Below are 26,547 nucleotides of genomic sequence, written 5' to 3'. Positions count from 1 at the left end.
CTCTATTTTGAGTGGTTGTTATTCGGTGTAGTGGAGGCATTATGCCCGCCAAACCATTTGGTTTCAATCTGTTTTCCAATGCGGATAAAGCGTGCTTCGACTAAAAAGTTAAGCCATAACGACAGATAAAGTGTAAACAGCACCGCCAAAACATAGGCTAAAGGAATCAAATAGAGTGGAATGGTTTGGACTTGTTCGGCCTTTACCGTGCCTAACACTATCGCCCAGGCAAGCACAATAAACGGAAAGTGAAAGAAGTACATGGGGTAGGCCACTTCGGACAAAAGGCGCCACCCTTTAAAGTTAACCAATGCATGATTGAATTTTTGTAGAAGGTCCTGATGTGGATTGCGGATTTGGTAGTGGGCCAATAGCACCAATCCTAAAATCGCCATACTGAACACGATACGATGCAAACTCACCACAAACAGGTTCAAGGTTTCGTTGAAGTTTTGAAAATACACCGAGTCTTGATAATAGATTGGAAAACGCATGGATAGATAAATAATCGCTAAACCGAACGTCCAAAAAATCGCCAATTTGATTTTGCTGAAGTTCAATTGGGCAAGCGGGTAGCGCCACAGGATAATCGCCCACAACATCCCCAGCAATAAAGGCGTTATACGACTTTCAATCACATAATACATGGTGTCCATGTAGATTTTGCCCTTAGCAGAATCTAAAAAGTCATACCAGTGGGTTTGGTAGATGACCGGCGATTGCAGAGCCAAGACAAAACGTAAGCCAATCGATAAAATAATCAAAACGGTCAACCACAAGATTGGTCGTTTGCTTTTGGCCAAGAACAGCAGTAAAAAAGGCAAAATCAAATAAAACTGCATCTCAATCGACAGGCTCCATTGCACCGGAATAATGCCTTTGCTGTAGATGTTTTCGATAAACAGCAAACTATACCAGCCGTCTTGCAACAGCTTGTTGATATCGGCTAGTCCATACAGTAGCAGAGCCACTAAAAACAGCGGGTAAATCCTGAAGAAACGGTGTAGATAAAAACGCCCAATATGGATGCTCTGTTTCTTATCGTAAACCTTCAACAGAGCGTAACTCAGCAAAAAGCTACTGAGCATGAAAAAGATGTCTACCGCCTTGTCAAAGGCCAAAATAAAACTGAACCAGGCCGGTATGCTGTCGACAAAAAGTTGCAGTTTTTCAGGGTCTTTTTTAAACAGAAAAAACACCGCAAAAAATATATGGAACAGTATTACCATCAACACACTCAAGCCCTTTAAAAAGTCCACAACAGGGAAGGCTTTGCCGGGTTGATGGATGATGTCCTGCGCGATGAGATACGGCTTTTTGAAAGGCCACAACATGATGGTGACCAGCAATTGAGCGAAATGAGTGGTTAGGTTGGCAAGGTTCGACATGACGATTCTATTTTACCGACTCTATGGCGGTGGGTGGTAACGTCACCAGGCCTGGTTGCTCTGCTATGAAGTTAGTACACAAATAATAGTGATAAGTGACCACAATCGCACCGGCTTCTTTCATATCTTCGGTTTTAAGCGGTTTACAGCTGGAAAAATGGTTCACCATTCCCGTTATTGGCGGATTGTCTTCGTAATGGGGCGCGACCAAAATACCGTTCATCCCCTTTTTAGGTTTGCCAAACCAAAACTCAAATTGTGTCTGTTTTCCGCTGGTGATGTAAACCGGCTGTGGGCGGGCGTACCAGGTGAGGTGGCTGGCATAGCTCCAGTTAGATACAAATAGCGGTAAGTCAGCAGGGTTGTCTGTATGCGCCTTTTGGAGTTCAATCGCGGTTTTGGCCGCCTGTGGCCAGCCGTAATCACCTTGTAGCGGGTTTTTATGGTCGGCAAAGGCGATCCAGGGTTTGAATAACAAGCTGTGTGTTACCAATACGCCAGCGCCAAATAGAACTACGTGTAAAACGGTGATTGTTTTCACCCAGGTTTTATGACGAATCTGCCATAAAAAATTAACGATGATTGGAATCAACAACACCCATGCCAACGAGACCCAGTGCGGCAAGCTTTTTTCAAAACCGGAACCCCATGCAAACAGCAGGGTGATAGGCAGTGAAAACAGCAGTAACAGGCGCGTGTTTTGTTGCAGGTAGTTAGCCGGTTTCAACATCATCCACCAGCCAAAAATGAATAGAAATGGCGTGTATGCGGCGAACTGAATGGCTTGGGTTTGCAATAAACGAGAGAGTCGCCATTCGCTACTTTTGGTACCGTGGTCAATCTGATAAATGAACGAAGCCCAATCATGAACGGCGTTCCAATATAGGATTGGGCTAATCAATATCAGCGCGATAAAAATGGCCACCCACAACCCTTTGGATGTTAGCCATTGCCATCTTTTTTCAATCAGCATGATTAGGATCAGCGAGGCGATGACGGTAACGGCGGTGTATTTTGATAAAGCCGCCAAACCAACAAAAAGCCCCAACAACACCCAGTATTTGATTTGATTGGTATGTAGCAGTTTATGGGTGATCAGCACCAGCGCGAGCACCGCAACCATTAAAGGATTGTCCGGCAACATCGCCATGCCCATCAAGGCAAGGATCAGGCTAGTGTTGAGAATAACCAAGCTGGCAAAGCCTTTCCATTCAATTGACCAGGCCTGGTCGGTTTGGTTTGAAGGATAAAACTGTACCGTGATTTGGTAAAGCAGATAGTTCAAAACCGCATATAATGCGATAGGAATCAATCGTGCACTCCAATCAGTGGGTGCTAACCACATAGGAATGATTTGCAACCATCCAATCATTGGAGGGTGGTCAAAATAACTCCAATCGGGCATCGAGCCATACAGCGCATAGTGTGCCTCATCGCCACCCAATTCCACATTGAAGGCTAAAAACAGGTGCAGTAATGTCATAAAACCAACCAGTAAAAAGCTGGCGGTCTGGGCGGTGAGTTTTTTGGCTTGCATCATGATGTTTCTTTATGGGATATAAGTGGATTTAGAGTTTTAACTTTTTAAATATGCACTCTGGGATGGTACGGATAATCAGCATGATTCCCCACCAAAACCAAGGGGTGTAAAGGGTGTTACGCTGGTTATCGATTGCTTTTAGAATACTTTTGGCAATCTGCTCGGGTTGCGCCCATAAAGCGCCTTTTTTAAAGTCTGCGGTCATGGGGGTATCGACAAAGCCGGGTTTGATATCCAATACTTGCACGTTACTGTCATTTAGACGATTGCGTAAGCCTTGTAAAAAAGTCGAGACCATCCCTTTGGCCGCACCATATACATAGTTGGATTGGCGACCACGGTCACCCGCCACACTGGTTATGACTGCAATGGTTCCGTCTTGCTGTTTTTCAAACTGATTGGCCAATAACGTCAGTAAAGAGATTGTGCTCAGGGCATTGATATTGATTTCTTGTAAAGTGGTTTCAACACTCGCCTGGCAAGCTTGTTGATTAGGTAAAGTGCCGTGGGCAATCAATACAATATCCAGTTTTGGGTAAGTTGCGGTGATGGTTTCTAGAAGAGAGGGGTGGCTATGTAAATCGGCCAAATCACACGCTTGGTATTCCACTTGATGAGCGCCACGAATTTTAGCGTCTTCGGCAATGGTGTGTAACAGGGCTTCATTGCGTGCCACTAAAAACAGATTGTGATTCTGTTCGGCGTACATTCTTAAAGTGGCTTTGGCAATGGCTGAAGTCGCACCAATAATCAGGATGTTTTTTTGCATGAAAGGTTCTCTGTTAACGTAAATTATTGTAAATGTAGGCCTGTTACAAACCCAAGCGGGTAGATTGTAGTGAATTAAAAGCCTGGTGTGCACCATATTGATGGCGAATCTTCTGAAACTCTTGCCACTGAGGATAGCTCTGTTTGAACATCTGCTCACTCATGCGGGCGTCTTTGGTCAAATAGAGTTTGCCGCCATAATGCAAAACAATGGCGTCCAGTTTGTTCAAGAACTCGAATAATGTGCTGTCCATTTTAAAATCCAACGCCAAGGTATACCCCTCTTCAGGAAAGCTCAAGTAGTTGTCGTTGCCTTGGCCAAATACTTTCAAAACCGCCAAAAAAGAGCCTCGTTTGGAGTTGGCGATTTCGGTTAATATCTCGGTTAATCCTACCAGGCCTGCTGATTTTGGAATGACGAACTGATATTGCGCAAAACCGTTTTTGCCATACATACGATTCCAGTTCTGGATGCTGTCCAATGGGTAAAAGAAGGGGGCGTAATGCACAAGGCGTTGGCTCTGTGCTTGGCGAGCCTTGCCATAATAGAGGGCATTAAAGGCTTTCACGCTAAAGCTATTAAGGGTGAAAGCCGGTAAATCAAAAGGCATATTGAGTTTGCTGGTTTTGCCGGCCTGTAATGTTTCTGTCGCACTTGGATGGGACTTCACCTCTTCTTCAGAGGCATGTTCCCCCAGCATCAGCAAAGAACGCCCTAAATTGGCGCCGGTGGCCAGACAATCAATCCAGGCAACCGAATAAGTGGCAGCGTCATGCTCTTCAAATTTTGCGAGTGTTTCGGCTAAGTTGGCGGTTTTATAGGTGGTTTCTTGAATAAATGCGGTTTCAATGCGTTTGAGCGTAAAGGTGGCCTGCAAAATAATGCCGGTCAATCCCATGCCGCCGCAGGTCGCTCTAAAAAGATGTGGGTGATGGATTTTAGAGCATTCAACCACTTCACCGCTGGCTAAGCACAACTCTAGCGCATTGACGTGTTCGCAAAAGGCACCGTCAATATGGTGGTTTTTTCCATGCACATCACTGGCAATGGCACCGCCTACCGTCACAAACTGTGTACCTGGGGTGACGGGTAAAAACCAGCCTTTAGGCACAAAAAACCGCAAGATTTCCGCAAAGCTGACGCCCGCCGAGCAGGTGAGTTGGCCGCTTTGTTCATCAAACTCGATAAAGTGGTCCAGTTTAGATAGGTTGATGCTTTTTTCTGCCAAACTGCTGTCGCCATAACTTCGCCCCAAACCTCGGGCAATTTGCGTTGTGGTTTTGGGCTGGTCTGTTGCAACACTCACCAGCGAACTGACCAGGCCTGGTTGGTTTGGATAGGCGTTTTCGGTTTGGATAATGGGGTAGCGCCCCCAGCCGGATAGTTTCAAAGCCAGTTCCTATTTAAAAACAAATCGTTTGTCGAGTTGGTACTTGACGAAGTAACCGATTGCCAGCCCGATGACACCGCCCAGATAACGCATCTCCGCGGTTTGATAGACGGCATCGAAGGTATATTCAAAGCCCCAAAATATCACGGTGGTAAACAAACCCATCAAGGTATACAGGTAGAATGTTTTTGAACCATGTGCAATCGAGGTGGTTTGGTATTTGAAAATATAGCGTTTATCCAAGCCGTATTTCACCACTAATCCCACCGCGGTACCGACAAAAATCGCCAGCCAAAGGGCATAACTGCCTTGGTAAATCCTAAAGCTGATATCTTGGCTCCAGATGTTTGCGATGGTAGAGATTACCGCAAAAATCGTGTACATTATTGCAATCTTCATTGGTGGGTGTTTCTGCTGTTTTAGTCTGTTATTTAGTCTAATGGGTAGTGCATTTGAGTCATCAAACTCTTGTTTGCGTATGCCATCGTATTGGCTTAATTTTAGGATGGTAAAGTAATTCATGAATTCTAACACTTCTGCAGTCGGTAATAAATCCGTATTGCTCGGTCTTATCAAACTCATGCGCCCCAAACAGTGGGTTAAAAATGGTTTTGTCTTCGCACCTTTGATGTTTACCGGTCTGTTTTTAGACTTGGCTTCGGTTACACAGACCGTGATTGCGTTTGTTTTATTCAGCCTGGCGTCATCCGCTACCTATGTGGTCAATGATTTAAAAGACATTGAACAAGACAAAAAACACCCCATCAAATCTATAAAACGCCCGCTGGCTTCAGGTCAAGTGACACCTGCTCAGGCTAAACAGTGGTTAGTGGGGCTTTATGCGACTTTATTGCTAGGTGTGTATTTTCAACCATTAGTTATGGCGGTAATTGCCGGTTATTTGCTGTTGAATGTGGCTTACAGTTTTTATCTGAAACATCAACCGGTTCTGGATATCTTCACCATCGCCATTGGTTTTGTGTTGCGTGTCTATGCCGGTGCGGTGGCGATTTCTGTGCCATTGTCTTCGTGGATGTTTGTCACCACCTTATGTTTGGCGTTGTATCTGGCGGCAATCAAGCGCCGTCAAGAGCTGTTGCAAACCACCCAGCAAGGGCGTGCGGTTTTAGAAAAATACACCGTATCTTTGGTTGACCGTTACGCCGAAATGTCGGCTACTGGGGCTTTACTATTTTACAGCCTGTTTGTGATGAACGCCCGTCCTGAGATGGTGTTGACCATTCCTTTTGTCTTGTTCGGTCTGTTTCGCTATTGGTATGTGACCGAAGCCTTGGGCGAGGGTGAATCACCAACTGATGCACTGTTTGCAGATAAACAATTGTTATTGACCGTTGTCGGTTGGATTGGCGTCAGCCTTTGGGCGTTGTGGCCGGCAGGAGCTGTATAAATGGAATACATCTATCTGATTACCCCTTTTATGGCCTGGTTGGTGGCTGGGATTACCAAGTTTATCGTCAATTCAATCAAAGCCAAACAATTGGCTTTTGGCTTGATAGGTTATGGCGGCTTGCCGAGTAATCACAGCGCCATTGTCAGCAGTATGGTGTTTTTAATTGCCCTTAAAGAGGGCATTAGCCATCCGGCGTTTGGGGTGGCAGTGACCTTGGCGTTTATCGTGCTATTGGATGCCAACAGTTTACGCCAGCAAGTCGGTAAACATGCGGTTGCCATCAATCAGCTCAAAGAAGTGGATGGTAGCAAGCCGCTTAGAGAGCGGATGGGGCACAGCAAAATAGAGATTCTAGCCGGCATCGCGGTAGGGGCTGTGGTGGCTTATGGCTTGTTTGTTATTCTGGGTGGAGTACAAGCTTGAATATGTCTAAGGTTTCAAATTTAACCGCATTCTGGCTCACTTTGAGTTTGCCGCAAAAAGCTCTGCTTGTGGCATTTATCTTATTGAAAATAGCGCTGATTGTCCTGTTGCCGTTGACCGGCGATGAGGCGTATTTCATCACCTGGGGGCAAAACCTTTCGTTGGGGTATTACGACCACCCTCCAGCGGTCGGTTGGGTTTTATACTTCTTGAGTCTAGTGGGCGATGATTTGTTTTGGTATCGCTCTTTTGCCTTTTTCTCAGCGTTATTGATCGCCTATTTACTCTATAAACTCATCACGCTGAATGACTTGGTTGAAAAGACAACCGCTATCTGGGTGGCTTTAGCCTTTTTGGTTTCGCCGATCTCTTTGATGTTTGTGGTTACCGCCAATGACACGGTGTTAGTGCTGTTTGCGGTTTTGGGGGTGTACTTTTTTGCCAAGGCGATTCACATGCAAAGTTGGCTGGACACCTTGTTGGCCGGCTTGTTTTTAGGGTTGGCGTTTTTATCCAAGTATTTTGCGGCTTTCATGTTGATTGGTCTATTGGCCTATGCTTTGTGGTTTTGGCGAAACATCAATCTCAAACAGCTTATGCTGATGGTGTTGATGGTTGCCTTGGCGGTGGCGGAAAACCTCTATTTCAATGCCACCCATTGTTGGAACAATATCCTGTTCAATTTTTTCTCTCGCACTGAGGAGAGCCAGTTCGCTTTGCATAATGTCGCCGCCTATGTCGGCATGATTTTACTGCTGTTGTCGCCTTTGGGCTTATGGTATTTGGTGCAATCAAAACAGCATGATTTACCGGCTGTAAGCGCATTTTCAAACCCTAAAACGCTGGTGCTGTTTGCCGCTATTCCATTGCTGGTCGTTCTGTTGTTGGTGAGCTTCACCAATACAGTGGGGCTACATTGGCCATTGATTTCCGTTACCCTATTGTATGTTTTATATTCAGGTTTATCTCAAGGACAGCTTAAAAAACTGTTTGTGTTTAATGCCGTTTTTTCAAACGGGGTGGCGGTGATTCTGCTGGTGGCATTGGGGTTTGTCAATCAGTTGATTTCGCCAACCCAGCAACATCATGTAGCGGTCTATACCCAGTCTGAAAAGGTCTGTGAATACCTGCCTGAAAACACAGCGTTCTTTACCTTGGGTTACAGCAGTCAGTCGGCTTTGGCGTACCATTGCGGTAACGATAATGTGCATGTGTTTGCCAGTGTTTCCAAGTACGGCCGTGAAGATGACAAGCTCACCGATTTCAAGGCACTGGATGGGCAAAGCTTAACGATTTTGATCACCCATGAAAAAGAGGCGGCTAAAATCAGTCCGTATTTTCAGTCCATGCACGTCAAACCGTTGAAAATCGATGAGCAAACCACCTATTATCTGATTGAGGGTAGCGGTTTCAATTATGCGTTGTATCGTCAGCAGATTTTAACTAAGGTGAATGATAAGTTTTACACCGCCCCAGACTGGTTTCCAGTTATAGAAAACGGCTGTGGTTTCAAACGAAAATACGGTTTTGAATAAACCTACCAGGCCTGGTAAGAGTGCATGTTCGATTAAGAAAACGGCTTCATATTGAAGCTCTGTCAATTACAGCTCTATAAATTAAAGGTCTATGATTGGGGTCTTGTTGGCTTCTCCGGCCACTTCCCTGACCAACTTGGGCACTAAATAACCTGGGAGTTGGGCGCGCAGTTGCTGCATGATTTGCAGGGCGCCACTATCACTTACCTCAAAATGGCTGGCGCCTTGAACCTTGTCTAATTGATGCAGATAATAGGGCAAAACCCCTTGCTCAAATAAGGCATGGCTAAGTTCTTGCAAGGTAGCGGCACTATCGTTAACCCCTTTAAGTAACACACTTTGATTCAGCAGGTGGAAACCGCTGTTACGGTATTGCGTTAACAACTCGGCGGTTTTATCGCTGAGTTCATTTTTGTGGTTACAGTGCACAACCAATACCTTATTCAAGCGGCTCTGTTTCGCCCAAGTTAACAGTCTGGTTTTCGGGGCTTTAGAGGGTGCCACAATAGGGGTTCGAGAGTGAATGCGTAAGGTGGTAATGTGCGGGATTTTTTCAATTTGTTCAATCAGCGCCAGCAAGGCGTTTTCCGCTAAACTCATCGGGTCGCCGCCACTTAAAATCACTTCATGGATGGAACTGTCCGCGGCAATGGTTTCTATCGCCTTTTGCCAGTGGCGTTGATTACTGTGTTCTTGATAAGGGAAGTGACGTCTAAAACAGTAACGACAATGTATGTCACACTTTGGGCTGGCAATCAATAACACCCGCCCTTGGTACTTATGAATCAATGAAGGTGTCGGGTTCTTCAATAAATCGCCAACCGGGTCTTGGCTGAACCCTGTGCCTTGTTTCAGTTCATCCTTAAGGGGTAAAACTTGTTTAAGAAGCGGGTCGTTACCGTTTCCTGGCTGAATTTGCTGTAAAAAATCGGCAGGAACTTTGAGGGGAAAAGCGCTGTCTTCAACGCCATCAATTTCATCTTTGGATAAGTTTAAGATTTTACAAAGTTCGGTAACAGATTTAGACATATTTTGATTTACAAGTTTAGATTATTTTTAGTTTGCTGGTTTTTGAGTTAGAATACGCCGATTATTTTAAGTGATGTACTCAGGTAAAGATATGGCAACTTACAGCACAACCGAATTTAAAGGTGGTTTAAAGTTCTTAATGGACGGTCAACCATGTTCAATTGTTGAAAACACTCAAGTTTCTCCTGGTAAAGGACAAGCGTTTAACCGTGTAAAATACCGTAATTTGATTACTGGTAAGGTATTGGAAAAAACCTTTAAATCAGGTGAGAAAGTCGATGCGGCAGACGTTGTGGATACTGATTTACAGTATTTGTATAACGACGGTGAGTTTTGGCACTTCATGGATGAAAGTTCATTTGAACAATATCAAGCGGCTGAATCTGCGGTAGCGGATGTCAAACAGTGGTTGGTAGAACAAGATTCTTGTTTGGTGACTTTGTTTAATGGTCAGCCTATCTCGGTGACGCCTCCAAAGCAGATTACCTTGGAAATCGTGGAAACCGATCCAGGTCTGAAAGGCGATACGGCCGGAACAGGCGGCAAGCCTGCGACCTTATCTACCGGTGCGGTGGTGCAAGTCCCATTGTTCGTGCAGATTGGTGAAAAGGTGATTGTAAACACTGAAAAAGGTGAATACGTTTCACGTGCTAAGTAAGACTCAAACAGTCAGATTGAGTCAGTCACGTTAGTCCGCTAATTAACCCGATAATTAGCCTTATAAAAGATTGATAATGGTTATGCAAACTATATTAAATCGACGTGACATCTTACAAAAACGCTCTAGCTTGTTACAACAGGTTAGGGCGTTTTTTTATGCGCGTTCGGTTATCGAGGTCGATACCCCGATATTGTCTCAGGCGGCCACACCCGATGTGCATCTGCATTCCTTAAAAACACAAATTCAAGTTCCAGGAATCAAAGAGCCGCAAAGCTACTATTTGCATACCTCGCCGGAATACCCAATGAAGCGGCTGTTGTGTGAAGGCAGTGGTGATATTTTTTATTTGGGTAAAGTGTTTCGTGATGCGGATTACAGTCCACGCCATCAAGTCGAATTTACCATGCTCGAGTGGTATCGATTGGATTTTACTATGCGGGATTTAATCGACGAAGTGGTTGAGTTGATTCAAGATGTCATCAAAACACCTTTAAATCTTGAAATGCTTTCATATCAACAGATGTTTGCTAAGTACGCCTTGATTGAAAATGTGTTTGAGGCAAGTTCACAAACCTACCAGGCCTGCTTGACCGCCAATGGTGTGCCTGAAATTGTGGGGGTGGATGATGAGGATACGGCTCTGTGGGAACAACTGGTGTTGACCGAGGTGATTGAGCCACGATTGGGTCAGGATGGAATTGCGGTAATTTATCATTTTCCAGCGAAAGACGCGGCCTTGGCGCAAATCAGCGAAGATAACCCTCTGGTAGCTGAACGTTTTGAAGTGTTTATGAATGGTATGGAGTTGGCTAACGGTTATCAGGAGTTAACCGACGCTAAGCTTTACCGGCAACGTTTCAATGACTCGTTGTTAATCCGTAAGCAAGCTAATTTGCCGCTGGTTCCTTTGGATGAAAACCTGTTGGAGTTGCTGGAAACCCAAGGCTTGCCTGATTGCAGCGGGGTGGCTTTAGGGATGGATCGTCTGTTTGCTCTGCAACAGAATCTGCAGAACATAGAACAGGGCATCAGTTATGGTTTAAGGGATGCATGAGCAAGACATTTAAATGCCCATAATCCAATCCTACCAGGCCTGGTAAGTCGGTTATTATTACCGTTTCAACTCCCTTTTGACTGGCCGCTTAACGGGCAACCTGCCTACATGAGGGTTGGCTTTATTCACCCTGCTTAGGGGGCTTGACAGAGGGTGTATAATAAATCTTTAAACTCAAACTTAATTACTCATTTTGCATGAAATTTCATAGCGCGGTTTGATTAAGCTTCATTTACTTTTTAGGAGAGCTCCATGTCCGACATTCCAGTCACTAAACGTTCCGTAATGGTTTTATTCTCGGATTCTAAAAGCCCAAGCTGTCATCGTGTGCGTTTAGTCGCAAAAGAGAAAGATATCCCAATGGATATCATCGAGGTGGATGTTGATAATTTGCCAGAAGATTTATTAGAGTTAAATCCTTATGCAACCTTACCGACTCTGGTCGATAGAGATCTTGTTCTATATGATCCACAGGTGATTATTGAGTACTTGGATGAACGTTTCCCTCATCCTCCATTGATGTCTGTAGACCCGATTTCTAAAGCACGTTCGCGTCAAATGCTTCGCCAGATTGAAACGGAATGGTATCCGTTGGTCGATACTATCGCTAACAGTGAAGATGAAGCGGCGGTTAAAGTGGCTCGTCGTAACCTGCAAGAGCGCTTGATTCAGCTGATTCCTGTATTTGATCATAAGCCTTTCTTTATGAGTGATGATTACTCTTTGGTCGATATCAGTATGGCGGTCTTACTATGGCGCCTTCCTTCATTGGGAATTGAGCTTCCAAAAGGCGCTAAACCGATTATCGACTATGCCGAGAAGGTGTTAAGTCGTGAGATGTTTGCAGAAAGCCTGTCTGACGATGAAATCGATATGCGAGATGTCATCTAATCTATGGAAATGATTTCGAACCGCCCCTATTTGATTCGCGCTATCTATGATTGGATTGTGGATAACCAGTGGACTCCGCATTTTCAGATTGACGCGAATTATCCCGGAACCAATGTGCCGCACGAGTATGTGCAAGAGGGTGTGATTGTGTTGAATGCACATCCCTCTGCGGTATTTGGCTTGAGTTTTGATAATGACCTTTTCTCTTTCAAAGCCCGTTTTCAGGGAGTGGAACGCAGTATCTTTTTCCCACCGGAGGCGGTGTTGGCGGTGTTTGCTAGAGAGAATGGCCAGGGGATGCCGTTTCCGGCGGAACCTTATCCAGAAAACTCCGACGCCCTTGCTGAGGATAAGCCAAATTTGCAAACGGTCGACTCGGAAGATTCCGACAAAAAGCCAAATAAAAAGGCTCAAAGTTCCAAGAAAAAACCGACGTTATCCATTGTGAAATAAAGTCGGTTCAGAGGAAGTCCGTTTTGTGACGGGCTAACTTTTGAAAGGTTCGAGTATCTTTATCTGTTTGAAAGCCTGCAAAATTGCAGGCTTTTCTGTTTCTAAGAACAGCAGTTTCAAGTTAGGCCCGGCATCCATGGTGAAATAAACGGCGACACCTTGTTCGCGTAATCGCCAAATCTTATGCATCGCTTCAACCGATTCAGGTTGCCAGTAAACAATGGGTGGCCAGGTTGCAATCATGGTGGCATGCATGGTCAGGGCATTATGTTCCGCCGTTTTCCCTAAGGTTGCAAAATCATGGTCTTTAATCGCCTGTAGAATCGTCTGCATATCTTGGTTGGCTTGCTGTGGCCAGGCCTGGTATAAAGCGCAGGTTTCGACGGTGTTTTGCATGCCTTGAGTAGAGCTGACCGGCTTTTGTTTAACGTCTATTTCCAATAAGCCGACACAAAACTCCGGCCAAGTTGTATCAATTGCCTCGGCATAGCTATCCAAACCATCGGCTTGTTGGCCTTGGTGCCACAGTGCAAAACCATTGAACAGTGAACGGCTTGCGCTACCGCTACCTAAACGCGCCAATAGAGAGAGTGATTTATTGTCCAAGTTCCAAGCAAATAGGTCATTAAGTGCCAAAACCAGAGCGGCATAGCCTGATGCTGAGGATGCTAGACCCGCAGCGGTCGGGACGCTGTTCTCGGTGTCGACTTTAAAAAAAGTCTGGGGAGTTTCTCTAAAATAGTTTAAAAATTGACTCACCCTTTTGGCAAAAGCATTGTCTTGGTCAAGCCGTTGGCCGTTTAAAGAGACCAAGTCCGTTTGCTGGTTTTGAGACTCTAAACGTTCAATTTGGGTTTTAGTTCCTAGGCCTGGTAAGCTGATGGAAAGACTGCCATTGGTTGGTAAATTCAATGTCGCATCCCGTTTGCCCCAGTACTTACTTAATGCGATATTTACCGGAGCGGAACCGCTACCGATTTTGTTCTTGCTGGCAAGACGGTTGTTCGTTGCAGAGTGACCGATAACTTGGTGAACAAATTTTTGCTGAATGGTTTGGGGCATGGAATTTCCTGTAAATCAAAAGAGGGAATATTTTTGCTTCTTATACGTTATTTTAAATGAAAGCGATGGTTAAGTGATGATTGCGGTTTTAGCACCCTGTAGCGTGATTTCAATGGCAATGGATTGAAAAAGATTTAAGGTTTTTTGAGTGTCGGCTTCACAGTCTTCTAAATCCCCAATCCCTAAAATACAATCTCCCAGCCCAGAGCCTGAAATCTTTGCTGTTTTAACCGAGCCGCACTGATAGAGTGTATCGATGATTTTCTGTAAGGTTTTATCATTCACACCTAAATTGGCCATCAATGCTTGATAGTCGGCACAGGCCTGATAGAAAGCGTCTAACTCTTGATTTTCCAATGCATGAAAACCTTGTTTGGTGACTTTAGCCATTGAACGATATAACATCTCAAGCTCATGAGGTTTGTCTTGCCAGTTTTCCGCGACCAACTCTAAAACCTTGGCGGTAGGCGTTTTATAACCGGCATAGATAAGAATCAACGGTAAAACGATCTCCATTTTTTGAATGATAGGAAAAGGCTGTATCTCGGTTTTTGGCTGAAAGAAAATCAAACCACCAGCTAAGCTGGCCGCCAAGTCGGTTCCTGAGCCACGGCCTTGAATATCAATAATGATTTTATGGCCAATCTCAAAGAGTTTGGTCAAATCGTAATCGGTTTTGCAAATTTCATTCAAGCCTGAAAGCATCGCAGCTAATACTGCAGCCGAGCTACCCAAACCGATAGTCGATGAGAAATCGCTGTGGATGGTAACATCCAAGCCAAACTGCAGTTTTTTTTGAAACGCTTGCAGTGCCGCCACCGCAAAGTTGAGTTTAGGGTGGTGGCTGATGTGTTCCAGTTGAGTGTGGTGTTCACCAAGGGCGGAGTAGAAGTTAATCGCCGTGTCGCTGCGTGCTTGCCAATCGATGGTTACATATTGATTGAGCGCGCAGGCTAGAGCAGGGTGGCCATAAACCACACTGTGTTCACCTAAAATCATCATGTTGGCAGGTGCTTGGCTTTGCCAGGTTTGTTGGAGGGTTAAACTGGCTGACATGTGGCTCCCTTGTTGGCCACGCTAATGGCGGTGCATGTATAGCCATACTCGTCGCAGAGAGCCTTGGGTTCTTGTTCTGAGAAGCATAATAACACACCTGCGTTATCACCTTTAACGCTACCCGAACCGCAGACTTTCGCTACCGCTTGATAATCTTCATCCAACTTCTGAATAAAGGTCGCCACTTTGCTTGGCACAATACCGATCTGTTCTAGTAAAGCTTGGTTTTCGCGAATACCAGTATAAAGTTGTGCGGCGTTTTGTTTAGACCAGGCCTGGATGATTTTTTGAGTGGTTTTGCCGAATTGCTTCCATAAGGCGCTATTGTCGCCATGCTGTGATTTAACTTGGTAAACGGCTTGCCCAGTCGTGCTGTTAGGTGAACCGGTGTCGATTAACCAGGCTTTGAATTCGTGTGCCTTATGCTGTTTGGTGGTGTATCTGGCGTGAAATTCGAGCAAGCCACCATAAAGGATGGTTGCCGGGTCAATGCCGCTAGACTGGCCGTGCTGGCGCGATTCTATCTTGCGGGCAAGTGCTAACAGGGTTTCTTTGTCCACATCCAAGTCATGGTGTTTTACCAGGCTACTCAACAATCCCACTATCACACCCGCAGAACTTCCCAAACCGCGGCCGATTGGAACCTCAGAGTGTATTTTAAAGTACCAGTTGCCGCTCTTTATCGTGTGAAACACATCAAAATGATGCAGGGTGACAAGAACCAGGTCGACAGGTTTGGATAGGACACTTTGGATAGCGGTATTCTGGTTGAGGTACAGCTGATATCGGGCTTCGATATCGGTTGCCAAGTTTTGCCAAACGGGTTTTGGAAAACAGTGCTTTTGTTGGAAATCGCTGAGTTCAATGGTGATGCTATTGGTTGAACTTGGCGTAAAGTGACTTTCGCAATGGGTGTATAGTTTGACTGCCATGCTCAATGCGGGGCAGTCATAAAGCACCGAGTGCTCACCAGAAAGAATGAGTTTTGCAGGAATCGAACAAGAAAATTGCTTTGATTGCGTTGTTTGCACTGGTCATTCCTAAGCGTTAAATGGTTTGCGGTAATTGAGCCAATTGACCTAATTCAGCTTAGAGCTGGGTTCAAACCATTTAAATGAAAAGCGATTAGTGGTTGGTTTTTTCGTAATAACGTTTATGGTCTTCTATACCGGCTAAACGATATGGCCCTTTATTATTTAAAGGGAAAACCACATTTTCTAAAGTGCAGTCGGTTTTATGGTAAAAATCCAAATAGGCTTGATAGCTTAATGGTTGACGCTGATCGATCTGTTTTCGGTGATCGGCGGTCATTAACACTTTTTGGTAGCCTGGTTGCATTATGCCGGTAAAGAACTCGGCAACACATCCTGAACCATAACTAAAGAAGCTGATGCGTTTACCTTCCAAGTTCTGCAGGCTGTTGTCGAGTAAAGAGATAAAACCAACAAAAAGTGATGCACTGTAGCTATTCCCAACGATACGGTTGTACAGTTGGCTAGGCAAGGTTTGAGCGTCAAACTGCGCTTGGGTGAGTTTTGCCCCCACCTTTTTCACTAAGGTTTTATGTGCTTTTTCGGCCATTTTGGTAAACGGAATGTGATAGCAGAAATAATCAATATCATTAAACGTACGACCGGTTTGCTCGGTAAAGTGCTCCCAAGCATGCTTTAAACTGTTTAGATAGACTTTGGTTGAATATTTTCCATCAACCAGTGCCGTTGTTCTATGGTTGGGACGCCAAAAATCCATCACGTCATCGGTATAAAAACCTGAACCCGGTTCGATTTCAATAATACGTGGCGACTCGGTAATCAACATCGCGACCGCTCCACAACCTTGAGTCGCCTCGCCAGAGGTATCAATGTCATATTTTGCAATATCAGCGGCAATGACCAGAATTTTTTCTTTAGGATTGGCGCGCACCATGGTCGTGGCCATTTGTAAGGCCGCCGCACCAGCATAACAGGCGTGTTTAAACTCAATCACTCGACAACGGTTGGATAAACCTAATAGACCATGTAGGAAAACACCGGCTGACTTGGATTGATCAACACCGGTTTCAGTGGCAAACAACACGGCGCTAATTTCGTTAGCGTTAATCTGCTCCAATAATGGCGCAGCGGCTTTGGCCGCTAAACTAACCACATCTTCATCAGGCGGAGCGATTGACATCCTTTCCTGACCGATTCCAATGGTGAATTTTTCAACATCTATGTGCTTTTCAGCAGCAAAGGTATCTAAACCTAAATAATAATCTGCTGTAGCGAAATGGATTAAATCAATGCCTACTTTCATAATCTAAAGTGGATTCGTTCTAGTTCTGTTATTCATGTTGAATAATGGGTTGTAAATCATCTTTGATTTTTTTACCTTTTAAAGAGGGGCAATCAAAGCGGTGTTTAAGTGTAGTGCATCGATATCTTTGATGCCAAGCAAGAATTGCGCGGTTTGGAACTCTTGCTTAAATTGTTCGATTCTAGCCACAACTTGTTCAGTTGATTCTTGGGCGGGCGCAAGCAAAGGCGCCGCTACTCCGCACAATCGACCGCCCATTATAACAGCTTTTATCATATCAATTCCGTTTCGTATTCCACCACTGGCAATAAACTGAGCTTTTTCCTGATAAGGTTCGCTCAATCTTAAACTCTCAACGGTGGTCAGACCCCAGTCTTGGAATAAAATCCCTAGATCATTGTCTGAACGGTGGGCTTCGATACGGCTCCAAGAGGTTCCTCCTCGTCCGGCAAGGTCAAAAAGCGTTATGCCAGCCGCTAAACCCAGTTCAATGTCTTGCGGTGATAGCCCGGAACCCACTTCCTTGAGAATGATGGGGACGTCAATCTGTTCGGCTAAGAGGTGGATTTTTTCAGCTAATCGGGCAAAGTTGGTGTCACCTTCAGGTTGAATGACTTCTTGCAAAGGGTTTAGGTGAAGATAGAGTGCATCGGCCTGTAAAACATCGATTGCACGACGAGCCTCATCTACCCCAAAACCATAATTTAGTTGGACCGCTCCCAGATTGGCGATTAAAGGCACGTCTGGTGCAAATTTGCGAATCGCAAAACTCTGTTTGGCGGCTTCATCCACAATCATCGCTCTTTGTGAACCTACCGCCATGGGCACATTACACGCTTGTGCGGCTTCCGCCAGATGGCGATTGATGTCGCCTAAGTTTTGGGATGCCCCTCCCGTCATGGAGGCGATGAGAAAAGGGAATCGTATCGATTTTCCGAGAAAAGTTGTTGTGGTGTCGATGTTTGCAAAGTCACACTCGGGCAGGGCACGGTGCATGAGTCTGATGTTTTCAAACCCCTGGGTGTTACGTTCAACCAACGGGTCGTTGAGCACCGCATCGATATGATCCTGTTTTCTATCGGTAACCTGTTTGGCCAAGTTTGCCAGGGGAGATGAATTGATATGACTCATTATTCAAACCATCAAACGTTATGCGCACGTTCGAGTTTGATGTGTGCTTCCATCAATTCGCCCGGATTGGTTTGTGCGGCAAGAAGGGAAAGTTCGCCACAAAAAGCGGTAGCACCAGCAATACAAGCTAGACGGCGTGCATTTTCACCTGGTTGGGCATCGTTATTTGCGCAGCCAAGTAAGGTGAGGTTTTCCAATACGAAATCCAGGCCTTTGCCGTTGCCGACCGTACCTACAATCAAGTTGGGAAGCGTGCTGGAGAAATATAAATCGCCTTCAGGTGTGACTTCGGCGTGGTTTATCGCCTGCGAGCCTTCCACGATATTGGCGGCATCTTGGCCTGTGGCTAAATAAAATCCAAGTAGCATATTGGCAACATGGGCGTTTGCACTGCGCAAGCCACCGGAGACGATACTGCCAATCAGATCTTTTTTGATGTGTAAATCAACCAAGGCTTCTGGCGTGGTTTTCAGAAAACGTTTACAGAATTTTCTTGGGATGGTCGTTTCACAGACGACATATTTACCTCGCCCTAAAATGCCGTTAACAGCAGAGACTTTTTTGTCGGTGCAGTAGTTAGCCGAGATGGAGACATATTGTAAATCGTTATAACGCTCAAGTAGCCAAGGCAACAGCTTGTCGGCCGCATTGGTCACCATGTTGTGGCCGGAGGCATCGCCGGTATGAAACTCAAGGCGCAGATAGATTAAATTGCCCACTACCTGATAATGGGTATCAATCAGTTTGGCAAAACGACTGGTTTGAGAAACCACTTTTTGTAGTTCGTCATGTTCCGCCTGAATCTGCTTCAACCTTAAAGCCGCAATCCCAGCATTAGGGGCTTGCAGTAAAACAGAACGGGTCATGCGTTCGTCTACCACGGTAACACGAATGCCGCCAGAGTGTACAGCGACACGTGCTCCACGAGCAACGGAAGGCCACAGCGGGGTTTCATAGGTCGCCATCGGAACCATTAAATCGTCAACTTCGACGTCACCGATCAGTTTAAATGGACCAACTGCCTGCATCGGGATAGAGGCGAATTTTTGTGTAAGGTTTTCTGTTTGTGTAGTCATGGCGATATTATAAATGAGCAACCCTACGTACGGGCAGGAAAATTCTAAAAAACCTCATCAAAATCCATTGAAAACTTGAATCTTAAAATTTAGACCCTATATTGAAGTTTAATCGCGTTGAAATGCGTTTTTTGAAAATTAAAAAAGGAACTTAATTATGGCTTTAGCAACGGCTCGTCATATTCTGGTTGATACAGAAGAACAATGTAACCAATTAAAAGATCAAATTGCTAATGGAGCGGATTTTGCGGATGTGGCTAAGGTCAACTCTAAATGTCCATCTGGTGCAAATGGTGGTGATTTAGGTCAGTTTGGTCCAGGAATGATGGTTCCGGAATTCGATAAAGTGGTTTTCAGTGCAGAAGTCGGTTCGGTAGAAGGCCCGGTTAAAACCCAGTTTGGTTATCATTTGCTAGAGGTTACTAGCCGCAGTTAAGTTGTGGTAACTCGTTAAAACGTTTACTAAAAAACCCGATTGACCTGGCCTGGTCAATCGGGTTTTTTAGTTTATCGACTCGATAAAATAGTCCAAATTATCACAACATGCCTTTACGTTGCGCTAAATAGCCGAGTAGGTAATAAATCAGCACGATGATAAAAGGCAATAAGGGCGCATTTGCTTGAGCTAGCCAGTTGCTTAAAAATGGCGCGGCAATCGAAGTGATAAAGCTGAAGCCAAAGGCACAGAAAGCGACAAACAGGGTAATACGCAAAAAGATTTTCAAGCTACCAATTTGCTGTTTTACCATTTTCAAAATATTGTCGCCGTAGATGACCAGTAAAGTCGCTACCATTGACAGTACGATTTGGTTTAAATAGCCTTTCATCCAAGCTGAAACATGTAACAAAATATCATTTAACCAACCTAAAATATCCATCGATTATTTGCCTTGCTGTTCTAGTTTAAGGGTTTTGAATGGCTTAAGTGTGGCTCAAGTGTGGCTCATTCAAAACGCTTGGTTTCATAAAAAAGAGCCTGTTAAATCGCTTTAACCGACTCTTGATTCAAAGAGGTTGTGGGGGATTTAATTAGGGTAAAAGTTGAATTTTTGTCCACCTAGAGTGGCTTCATACATCAATCCACCTTTCGCCAAACTGAATACGGCCATCCCTTTATAGTATTGGCCATCGGCTTTTACATATTTATTGCCGGCATTGGCTGAAGCGGAAGTCCCTTTGGTTGAGGCTTCGGCATTGGCTCCGGCGGTAATGACGATTGCTGAAGCTTGTGCTCCAAATTCGAAATTACCGCTGGTGAATTCATCATAAGCGCGTTGGTCTTGAAAGAAGATAATCTGACTAAAGGCTTGGCCGCCTAATTGAAATCCGATGGTTGCCTGGGTCATTTCAACATTGCCTGAAAAGCGCCCTTGTTCGTAGACTCGTCCTTTACCATAGGCTCCACCAATGACAAAACCAACCTTGCCGATTGTTGGAAAGACGGCATAACCGTAAGAGTGATCAAAAAAAGCTGCAGACTGCGGGGCTTTTTGGAATGCGGCAATGGTTTGTTCAAATTCGGCGTCCGATACATCCTGAGTCATTTGCGCTTCGGATTCGCTGTATTCATCATCGGCATAACTGTGCATTGAGAAAAAAGCTAGGCTTGATAAGGCTAAGGTTAATATAGCCGTTTTTTGAAATAGACCTTTAAGCATGGTGACATCCCGTCCTTGTTTAATAGATTGCTTGTCAAAGTAATCTCATTTTAATCATAAATGTACTCTGGTTGAACTTTAATTGTGAAAAAATAATGAAGATGATGGGTTCGCTTCAATGGTTTTACAGCCTTGTCTTAGGAGGCAGTCATTATTTAAAAACACTGCTAAAAAAGCGAATTTTATGTGTAAAATAAGTTTGTTAGGTATTTCTATCTCAGAAAGCGGAGGAGGTTTTTGTGAGTACTGGAACTATTGTTTTTTTAGTCATCGTTGTGCTGTTTGTTCTTTATTTAATCAATATCTTCAACACCTTGGTGGCGTTAAAGAATCGTTTTGAAAATGCGTTTGCCCAAATCGATGTGCAGTTGAAACGTCGTTATGATTTGATTCCCAATCTGATTGAAGTCGCCAAAAAAGCGATGGCCCATGAACGTGAAACCTTGGAAGCCGTGATTGCCGCTCGTAACGAAGCGTCTAGCTTGCTTAAAGCCGCCGCCGCTAATCCTGGTGATGCGCAAATCATGGGTAAACTCTCAAATGCAGAAGGTATCTTGGGTGGTGCCATGTCTCGATTCAATATGGTTATGGAAGCTTATCCGGATTTGAAAACCAATCAAAACATGATGCAACTGACCGAAGAACTTACCTCAACGGAAAATAAAGTGGCGTTCGCCCGCCAGGCGTTCAATGATGCGGTCATGGGGTATAACACCTATCGCCAAAGTTTTCCGCAAACGGTTTTTGCAGCGATGTTCGGTCATCCCGTTGATGCTCAAATGCTTGAGTTTGAAGACCGTCAAGCCATTCAACAAGCGCCTAAAGTTCAGTTTTAAAGGTCTTTCAACCTACCTGGTCGGGTCGTTTTGATGACCCAACTTGGTCGGTTGAATCTTGAGTCTATGAATTTCTATTCTGCGCAGGACAACGCCAAAAAGAAAACCAAATATTTGGTGTTGTTGTATATCTTGATACTGATGGTGTTGACGCTGTTGAGCACTCTGGTCTTGATGTTGTTACTGCCGTTTTTCACCGCTAACCATATCACCTTAGATTGGCACTACTTACTTTTCTCTCCCCAAAGTTTACCTACCTTATTCGCAACGGGTGCTTTTGTTATCGGCGGAGCCTTAATCAGCTCTTTTGTCAAAAGTCGTCATTTATCCAAAGGTGGCGCGGTCATCGCCAGCGCGTTAGGGGGTGTCAAGTTGTCGCCCAATTCCGATAACATCAATGAACGTAAAGCGCTCAATGTGGTCGAAGAGATGGCGATTGCTTCAGGGATGCCTGTGCCGGAAGTGTTCGTGTTAAGAAAAGAGTCGGCAATTAATGCTTTTGCTGCCGGACTATCCCCGCAAGATGCGGTCATCGGTTTAACGCAAGGTTGCATCGATAAATTGAGCCGTAGCCAACTCCAGGGGGTTGTCGGTCATGAGTTTAGTCACATTCTCAATGGTGATATGCGCTTGAATTTACGAATCATTATGTTGCTCTATGGCATCGAGTTTATTGGCTTGTTGGGGCGTATCTTGACATCCAGTAGTCGTTCCAGCTCTTCTCGTTCTTCACGCAGTAAAGGTAAAGGCAATGGTGCGATTGTTTTAGCGGGAATCGCTTTGCGTCTAATCGGTTGGTTTGGGGTGTTGTTCGGCAATATGATTCAAGCTGCGGTGAGTCGGCAACGTGAGTTTTTAGCGGATGCATCATCGGTGCAATTCACTCGTGATCCAACGGCCATTGCAGATGCCTTGAAAGTCATCGGAGGGGTGACGGAAAGCTCTCGTTTGAAAAATACCGATGTCAGTGAAGTGGCACATCTATTTTTTGGGCAAGCGTTTCATACACGATTGGCGTTTTTGTTTGCGACCCATCCGCCGGTTGAGATGCGGATTTTAAGGATTCAACCTAGTTGGGATGGCCAATATCTTAAGCCACAGGTAACGTCACAGCCGAGTTCGGCTGAAAAAATGGAGGCTTCAACAAGTCTAGCCGGACAGGTGAATCATCCGCTCAATGCGCTGGCCGATAAACTTCCCGAGCCTTTGGCCATGTTGATGGCGGCAGGGGTGATGGTCGAGCAGCTCAGTCAAAAATCCCAAAAGGTGTTGTTGGAGTTGATTGATAAATCCAAAGACCCCATGGAAGCGATGGCATTGGTTTTGGCCATTTTGATTTGTGAGGAGCCCGAAACCCTGCAAGCCGATTCCGACTGGAAAAGGTTGTTAGCCAGCAGTGAGATTACCGGGTTAGATAAAATGGTGAGTCAGCAGGTCAGCTTGTTATTATCTACCGATTTATCCAATAGGTTGCCTTTAGTCGAGTTGACCATGCCGGCTTTGAAGACTCTTTCTGATAATCAATACCTGCAATTCAAAGGCTTGTTGCAACAGGTGATGGATTTGGATCACCAGCAAAGTATCTTTGAACAGAGTGTGTTTCAATTGGTTACTCGTTATTTGGATGTCCACTTCGGTTTGGCATCACAACAACGTGTGCGTTATAGAAAGGCGAAACAAGTCGCGATTGAGCTTCAATTGATTTTCTCGGCATTGGTTTATTATGGAAATGACATCAAGGATTCTAAGCAGGAATCTAAGTATGGACTCAATTTGAGTATGGATTTGGCCTTTAACAGGGCGGTTGAAAAGCTGGGGTTACAAAACCTACAACGTATTGATGTCACGGCATCACAGCAAAACCTATTTAAAACCGCGACCGAAAAGCTCCTATATTGTTCAGAGCCTTTAAAACAGAAAATTGTTGAAGCCTTGGTGCTTTGTGTTGAACATGACGGTAAGGTCAACTCGGTTGAAAAAGAGTTGGTTCTAGCCATCGCCGCCACAATGAATGCACCGATTCCCCGTCTTAGTCTTTAGTTTTCATTGCTCAAACATCACAGGCAATTAACCTCTATCTCCAATGAGTGAACATCGATGAATTTATTCAAATTACAACGTCTGATTATGACCGCTTTATTGCTGGCATCCACCGGTTTCAGCTCTGTTTGGGCTAATGTTCATTATGCTCATTATGCCGCAGTAGCCATGCCCGACAAATACAGTGCGCAGGTCGCCAAACAAATATTACAACAGGGCGGCAATGCCGTAGATGCGGCGGTGGCATCGGCTTTTGTGTTGGCGGTTACCTATCCTGAAGCGGGTAATTTGGGTGGCGGTGGCTTTATGACTTTGTATACCCCAAAGATAGTTGTACCGAATTCACCAACGGATAAAGACGCTGAAAACAATGCTTTGAACGTCCATTTTCTAGATTATCGAGAACAAGCCCCATTGGCCGCGAGCCAGGACATGTATTTAGATGACAACAACCAAGTGATCCCGTATAAGTCGCTGGTAGGCTATCAAGCCTCTGGAGTGCCTGGAACGGTGATGGGGTTGTGGCAAGTGCATCAACGTTTCGCCTCTCTTGCTTGGCAAACCCTTTTACAACCTGCAATCGAGTTGGCGCAAAACGGCTTTGAAGTCTCGTCGCAGTTAGCGGATCGCTCACAATGGTTTAAACGGTGGATCGCCGATAAATCCTCCACACCATTGAATTTTGAAAGCTATTTTGGTGGGCTGAAAGTAGGGCAGGTTTTAAAGCAACCAGAGTTGGCAAAAACCTTAAAACGCATTGCCAAGCAGGGGGCGGAAGATTTCTACCTAGGTGAAACCGCAAAAATGATGGTCAAGCAGTTGCAAAAGCATGATGGCTTGATTACCTTGCAAGATTTGGCTGGCTATCAAGCCAAGTGGCGCAAGCCGGTTGTGGGCGAGTGGCTTGGCTATCAGGTGGTTTCAGCGCCGCCACCTAGTTCTGGCGGAATCGCCATTGTGCAGCTGTTAAAGATGAAACAACAACTTGTGGATAAGTTGGATAAAGCGCTGTTGCAAGCTAGAAAATCGGGATTGTCCGAAACAACCATTAAAACCCATTTTTATGCCGAGCTGGAAAAACGCGTTTACGCGGATAGAGCGCATTTTCTGGGTGATCCGGATTTCATCGATGTTCCAGTCGATAAGCTGATTTCTGATGAGTATTTGAGAGAACGCGGCCAGGGTGTTTTGTTGGATGAGATTTCAGAATCTGAGCTGATTAAGCCTGGAAAAATTGAACTGCCTGAGACAACCCATTTTTCGATTGTGGATGCCCAAGGCAATGCGGTTTCCAATACCTATACCTTAAATATGCCGTTTGGCAGCGGTGTGGTGATTGAAGGTGCTGGTTTTTTGATGAATGATGAGATGGATGACTTCAGTACCAAGCCAGGGGTGGCCAATGTGTTTGGTGTTGTCGGGGGGCAAGCAAATGCGATCGCTCCCCGGAAACGAATGTTGTCCTCCATGTCGCCAACCATTTTATTAAAAGATGGCCAAGTACAAATGGTGGTGGGAACCCCTGGTGGTTCAACGATTATTACCTCGGTTTTTCAAACCATCGTGAATGTGGTTGAGGAGCGGATGAGTGCCCAGCAAGCGGTAGACGCACCACGAGTGCATCACCAGCTGTTACCGAAAGATCTGATTGCCTATAATCCGGATTTGCCTGATCAGGTCAAACAAGAGCTGGAGTTGATGGGGTACTCACTTAAAAAGAACAACTATATGGGTGATGTGCAACTGCTGGTAAATACCGATAAAGCTTGGCAAGCGGCTTCAGATAATCGTGGTGAAGGGGTTGCTTGGGTGTTTGAGGTTGATACACCAACATCGCGACCTTAAGCGCAATCTCAAAACACGATTTTTAATGTAAAATTACCAGGCCTCTGCCAAGCTTTAATCGGTGGAAAAAACGGATTCCCAATCCGTTTTGTGTCAACTCCGCATTACAGTGGCCGCCCTTCAAATCAGCGGTTGCGCCATATTTTCGCTACCGCTCTATCACTGCCTAGCCATGCGACAATAAGGCAAACCACACCAATTGCAGCAAACAGTACAACCGGGAGCAAGGCTTCGGTTACGCCCGTTGCCATGCCGAAATAGAGTGCTACCGCCGCGATGATTAAAAACAGCACACCCATAACGGCCAAGATTTTTCGATGGGAAGGGCGATAGTTGTAGGCATCATCACCTTGCTCAAACAGGTTTAATAGTGGTTTAAATAAAGTTTTGAAGAAGTTTTTCATTTTAGTCTCTCTGTTTATGGCGATTACGAGTTGGGTGGGGTATTGAGCCTTATTGCCTTTTGCTAGCCGACTAAACCCTTAAAGTGGCTTTGAGGCGATTCGGTTTTTCAATATAGGCGAATACATCCATAACCGATTTACAAACAATGTCTGCCGCAATCAAAGTGTCAATGCAAAGTCCCTCGTCTTGAATCAAAGCCACTCCAATTCTACTCTGTTTAAGCAGCTCTTTATCATTAAAACCATTGCCTACACTTAGGGTATGTTCTGCACCCAAAGAGGCCAAATACACGGTTTTACTTTTGAAATGGGGGGAGTTTGCCAGGTTGATTACCTTGCAGGCAACGCCTAGCAACTCTTTTTCAGCCGTGCCATAAGTATCCGCGGTGACAACATGGAAATCGACCAGGCCTGCCAATTGTTGGATTTTATCGGTAACGCCATCAATCACCTTACCATCCAAGGCAATGGTGCCGTTATAGTCAAAAATAATATGCTGGATATCAAGGGTTTCACGACCTGGGATTTCAATAATCAAAGTATTTTCCTTGTGTTCGTTTTGTGTTGTGCTTGTCTTATGTAGACTTTCGCAGAGTGGTT

The 26,547-nt window shown here is 45.0% G+C and carries 27 protein-coding genes; 11 read left to right on the top strand and 16 right to left on the bottom strand.

From position 1 onward, the window contains the following. Window positions 1–2: 2 nt before the first annotated feature. The 5 genes from L6421_RS08675 to L6421_RS08655 are packed head-to-tail and all read right to left on the bottom strand — an operon-like array spanning window position 3 to window position 5,609. A complete protein-coding gene (locus tag L6421_RS08675; RefSeq protein WP_237261413.1) occupies window positions 3–1,388 on the bottom strand; it encodes an acyltransferase family protein in 1,386 nt (461 codons plus the stop codon). 7 nt (window positions 1,389–1,395) lie between these two features. Continuing rightward, on the bottom strand, window positions 1,396–2,928 hold the full coding sequence (locus L6421_RS08670; RefSeq protein WP_237261412.1) for an ArnT family glycosyltransferase: 1,533 nt from the start codon (window positions 2,926–2,928) through the stop codon (window positions 1,396–1,398). 28 nt (window positions 2,929–2,956) lie between these two features. Next, entirely contained in the window at window positions 2,957–3,697 is a 741-nt protein-coding gene (locus L6421_RS08665) for an SDR family oxidoreductase (RefSeq protein WP_237261411.1), read from the bottom strand. Window positions 3,698–3,740: 43 nt separating this feature from the next. Beyond that, on the bottom strand, window positions 3,741–5,087 hold the full coding sequence (locus tag L6421_RS08660) for an FAD-binding oxidoreductase (RefSeq protein ID WP_237261410.1): 1,347 nt from the start codon (window positions 5,085–5,087) through the stop codon (window positions 3,741–3,743). Window positions 5,088–5,096: 9 nt separating this feature from the next. Continuing rightward, a complete protein-coding gene (locus L6421_RS08655) occupies window positions 5,097–5,609 on the bottom strand; it encodes a GtrA family protein (RefSeq protein ID WP_237261409.1) in 513 nt (170 codons plus the stop codon). Between L6421_RS08655 and L6421_RS08650 the strand changes: the two genes are divergently transcribed. Genes L6421_RS08650 through L6421_RS08640 form a run of 3 tightly spaced genes read left to right on the top strand, consistent with a single transcriptional unit; the run spans window position 5,608 to window position 8,456 of the window. Continuing rightward, window positions 5,608–6,495: a decaprenyl-phosphate phosphoribosyltransferase gene (locus L6421_RS08650; RefSeq protein WP_237261408.1), complete on the top strand. Its 888-nt coding sequence runs from the start codon at window positions 5,608–5,610 to the stop codon at window positions 6,493–6,495. The genes L6421_RS08655 and L6421_RS08650 overlap by 2 nt on opposite strands. Continuing rightward, on the top strand, window positions 6,496–6,921 hold the full coding sequence (locus L6421_RS08645; RefSeq protein ID WP_237261407.1) for a divergent PAP2 family protein: 426 nt from the start codon (window positions 6,496–6,498) through the stop codon (window positions 6,919–6,921). A 2-nt stretch (window positions 6,922–6,923) separates the two neighbouring features. Continuing rightward, the gene (locus L6421_RS08640) at window positions 6,924–8,456 is read left to right on the top strand and encodes an ArnT family glycosyltransferase (protein ID WP_237261406.1); all 1,533 of its coding nucleotides are present in this window, start codon (window positions 6,924–6,926) and stop codon (window positions 8,454–8,456) included. Window positions 8,457–8,537: 81 nt separating this feature from the next. On the opposite strand, the gene epmB is transcribed toward L6421_RS08640, so the two are convergent. Continuing rightward, a complete protein-coding gene (gene epmB / locus L6421_RS08635) occupies window positions 8,538–9,485 on the bottom strand; it encodes an EF-P beta-lysylation protein EpmB (RefSeq protein ID WP_237261405.1) in 948 nt (315 codons plus the stop codon). Window positions 9,486–9,576: 91 nt separating this feature from the next. Between epmB and efp the strand changes: the two genes are divergently transcribed. The 4 genes from efp to L6421_RS08615 all read left to right on the top strand — a co-directional run bounded on the left by efp (window position 9,577) and on the right by L6421_RS08615 (window position 12,544). Next, window positions 9,577–10,143 (top strand): elongation factor P, encoded by a 567-nt coding sequence (efp, locus tag L6421_RS08630; RefSeq protein WP_237261404.1) that lies wholly within the window; start codon window positions 9,577–9,579, stop codon window positions 10,141–10,143. A gap of 82 nt (window positions 10,144–10,225) precedes the next feature. Then, window positions 10,226–11,200: an EF-P lysine aminoacylase EpmA gene (gene epmA, locus L6421_RS08625; protein ID WP_237261403.1), complete on the top strand. Its 975-nt coding sequence runs from the start codon at window positions 10,226–10,228 to the stop codon at window positions 11,198–11,200. A 252-nt stretch (window positions 11,201–11,452) separates the two neighbouring features. Next, window positions 11,453–12,091: a glutathione S-transferase N-terminal domain-containing protein gene (locus L6421_RS08620; RefSeq protein WP_237261401.1), complete on the top strand. Its 639-nt coding sequence runs from the start codon at window positions 11,453–11,455 to the stop codon at window positions 12,089–12,091. A gap of 3 nt (window positions 12,092–12,094) precedes the next feature. Further along, window positions 12,095–12,544, top strand: coding sequence for a ClpXP protease specificity-enhancing factor (locus tag L6421_RS08615; protein ID WP_237261399.1), 450 nt, complete (start codon window positions 12,095–12,097; stop codon window positions 12,542–12,544). 33 nt (window positions 12,545–12,577) lie between these two features. Here the strand turns inward: L6421_RS08615 and mvaD are convergent, their stop codons facing one another. The 6 genes from mvaD to L6421_RS08585 form a co-directional block, all read right to left on the bottom strand. Further along, the gene (gene mvaD, locus L6421_RS08610) at window positions 12,578–13,606 is read right to left on the bottom strand and encodes a diphosphomevalonate decarboxylase (protein ID WP_237261397.1); all 1,029 of its coding nucleotides are present in this window, start codon (window positions 13,604–13,606) and stop codon (window positions 12,578–12,580) included. Between the two features lie 69 nt (window positions 13,607–13,675). Then, a complete protein-coding gene (locus L6421_RS08605) occupies window positions 13,676–14,662 on the bottom strand; it encodes a mevalonate kinase family protein (RefSeq protein WP_237261396.1) in 987 nt (328 codons plus the stop codon). Further along, the gene (locus L6421_RS08600; RefSeq protein WP_237261394.1) at window positions 14,647–15,693 is read right to left on the bottom strand and encodes a mevalonate kinase family protein; all 1,047 of its coding nucleotides are present in this window, start codon (window positions 15,691–15,693) and stop codon (window positions 14,647–14,649) included. Before L6421_RS08600 ends, L6421_RS08605 begins: the two co-directional genes overlap by 16 nt. Window positions 15,694–15,787: 94 nt before the next feature. Further along, window positions 15,788–16,957: a hydroxymethylglutaryl-CoA synthase gene (locus tag L6421_RS08595; protein ID WP_237261392.1), complete on the bottom strand. Its 1,170-nt coding sequence runs from the start codon at window positions 16,955–16,957 to the stop codon at window positions 15,788–15,790. Window positions 16,958–17,035: 78 nt separating this feature from the next. Beyond that, on the bottom strand, window positions 17,036–18,088 hold the full coding sequence (gene fni, locus L6421_RS08590) for a type 2 isopentenyl-diphosphate Delta-isomerase (RefSeq protein ID WP_237261391.1): 1,053 nt from the start codon (window positions 18,086–18,088) through the stop codon (window positions 17,036–17,038). Between the two features lie 11 nt (window positions 18,089–18,099). Continuing rightward, entirely contained in the window at window positions 18,100–19,164 is a 1,065-nt protein-coding gene (locus tag L6421_RS08585) for a hydroxymethylglutaryl-coenzyme A reductase family protein (RefSeq protein WP_237261389.1), read from the bottom strand. A gap of 157 nt (window positions 19,165–19,321) precedes the next feature. Between L6421_RS08585 and L6421_RS08580 the strand changes: the two genes are divergently transcribed. Beyond that, the gene (locus L6421_RS08580; protein WP_311195275.1) at window positions 19,322–19,600 is read left to right on the top strand and encodes a peptidylprolyl isomerase; all 279 of its coding nucleotides are present in this window, start codon (window positions 19,322–19,324) and stop codon (window positions 19,598–19,600) included. A 100-nt stretch (window positions 19,601–19,700) separates the two neighbouring features. Here L6421_RS08580 and L6421_RS08575 read toward each other — a convergent pair whose 3' ends face one another. Next, window positions 19,701–20,042, bottom strand: a complete 342-nt coding sequence (locus L6421_RS08575) for a DUF3392 family protein (RefSeq protein WP_237261388.1) — start codon at window positions 20,040–20,042, stop codon at window positions 19,701–19,703. A 147-nt stretch (window positions 20,043–20,189) separates the two neighbouring features. Beyond that, window positions 20,190–20,822, bottom strand: a complete 633-nt coding sequence (locus tag L6421_RS08570) for a lipid-binding SYLF domain-containing protein (protein ID WP_237261386.1) — start codon at window positions 20,820–20,822, stop codon at window positions 20,190–20,192. 239 nt (window positions 20,823–21,061) lie between these two features. Between L6421_RS08570 and L6421_RS08565 the strand changes: the two genes are divergently transcribed. From L6421_RS08565 to ggt, 3 genes are read left to right on the top strand one after another with little or no spacing between them, the layout of a single operon-like run. After that, window positions 21,062–21,658, top strand: a complete 597-nt coding sequence (locus L6421_RS08565) for a LemA family protein (protein ID WP_237261384.1) — start codon at window positions 21,062–21,064, stop codon at window positions 21,656–21,658. Window positions 21,659–21,691: 33 nt separating this feature from the next. Then, window positions 21,692–23,698, top strand: a complete 2,007-nt coding sequence (locus tag L6421_RS08560) for a M48 family metallopeptidase (RefSeq protein WP_237261382.1) — start codon at window positions 21,692–21,694, stop codon at window positions 23,696–23,698. A 57-nt stretch (window positions 23,699–23,755) separates the two neighbouring features. Continuing rightward, window positions 23,756–25,543 carry a gamma-glutamyltransferase gene (ggt, locus tag L6421_RS08555; protein WP_237261380.1) on the top strand — a complete coding sequence of 596 codons (1,788 nt, stop codon included), beginning with the start codon at window positions 23,756–23,758 and terminating at the stop codon, window positions 25,541–25,543. Between the two features lie 125 nt (window positions 25,544–25,668). Here the strand turns inward: ggt and L6421_RS08550 are convergent, their stop codons facing one another. Further along, entirely contained in the window at window positions 25,669–25,947 is a 279-nt protein-coding gene (locus tag L6421_RS08550) for a hypothetical protein (protein ID WP_237261378.1), read from the bottom strand. 70 nt (window positions 25,948–26,017) lie between these two features. After that, the gene (locus tag L6421_RS08545) at window positions 26,018–26,485 is read right to left on the bottom strand and encodes an HAD family hydrolase (protein WP_237261376.1); all 468 of its coding nucleotides are present in this window, start codon (window positions 26,483–26,485) and stop codon (window positions 26,018–26,020) included. Window positions 26,486–26,547: the final 62 nt, after the last annotated feature.

Source organism: Thiomicrorhabdus immobilis, from assembly GCF_021654855.1.
Lineage (GTDB): Bacteria > Pseudomonadota > Gammaproteobacteria > Thiomicrospirales > Thiomicrospiraceae > Thiomicrorhabdus > Thiomicrorhabdus immobilis.
The sequence above is the reverse complement of the archived record's forward strand: the minus strand, read 5'-3'. Positions and strand labels throughout refer to the sequence as shown.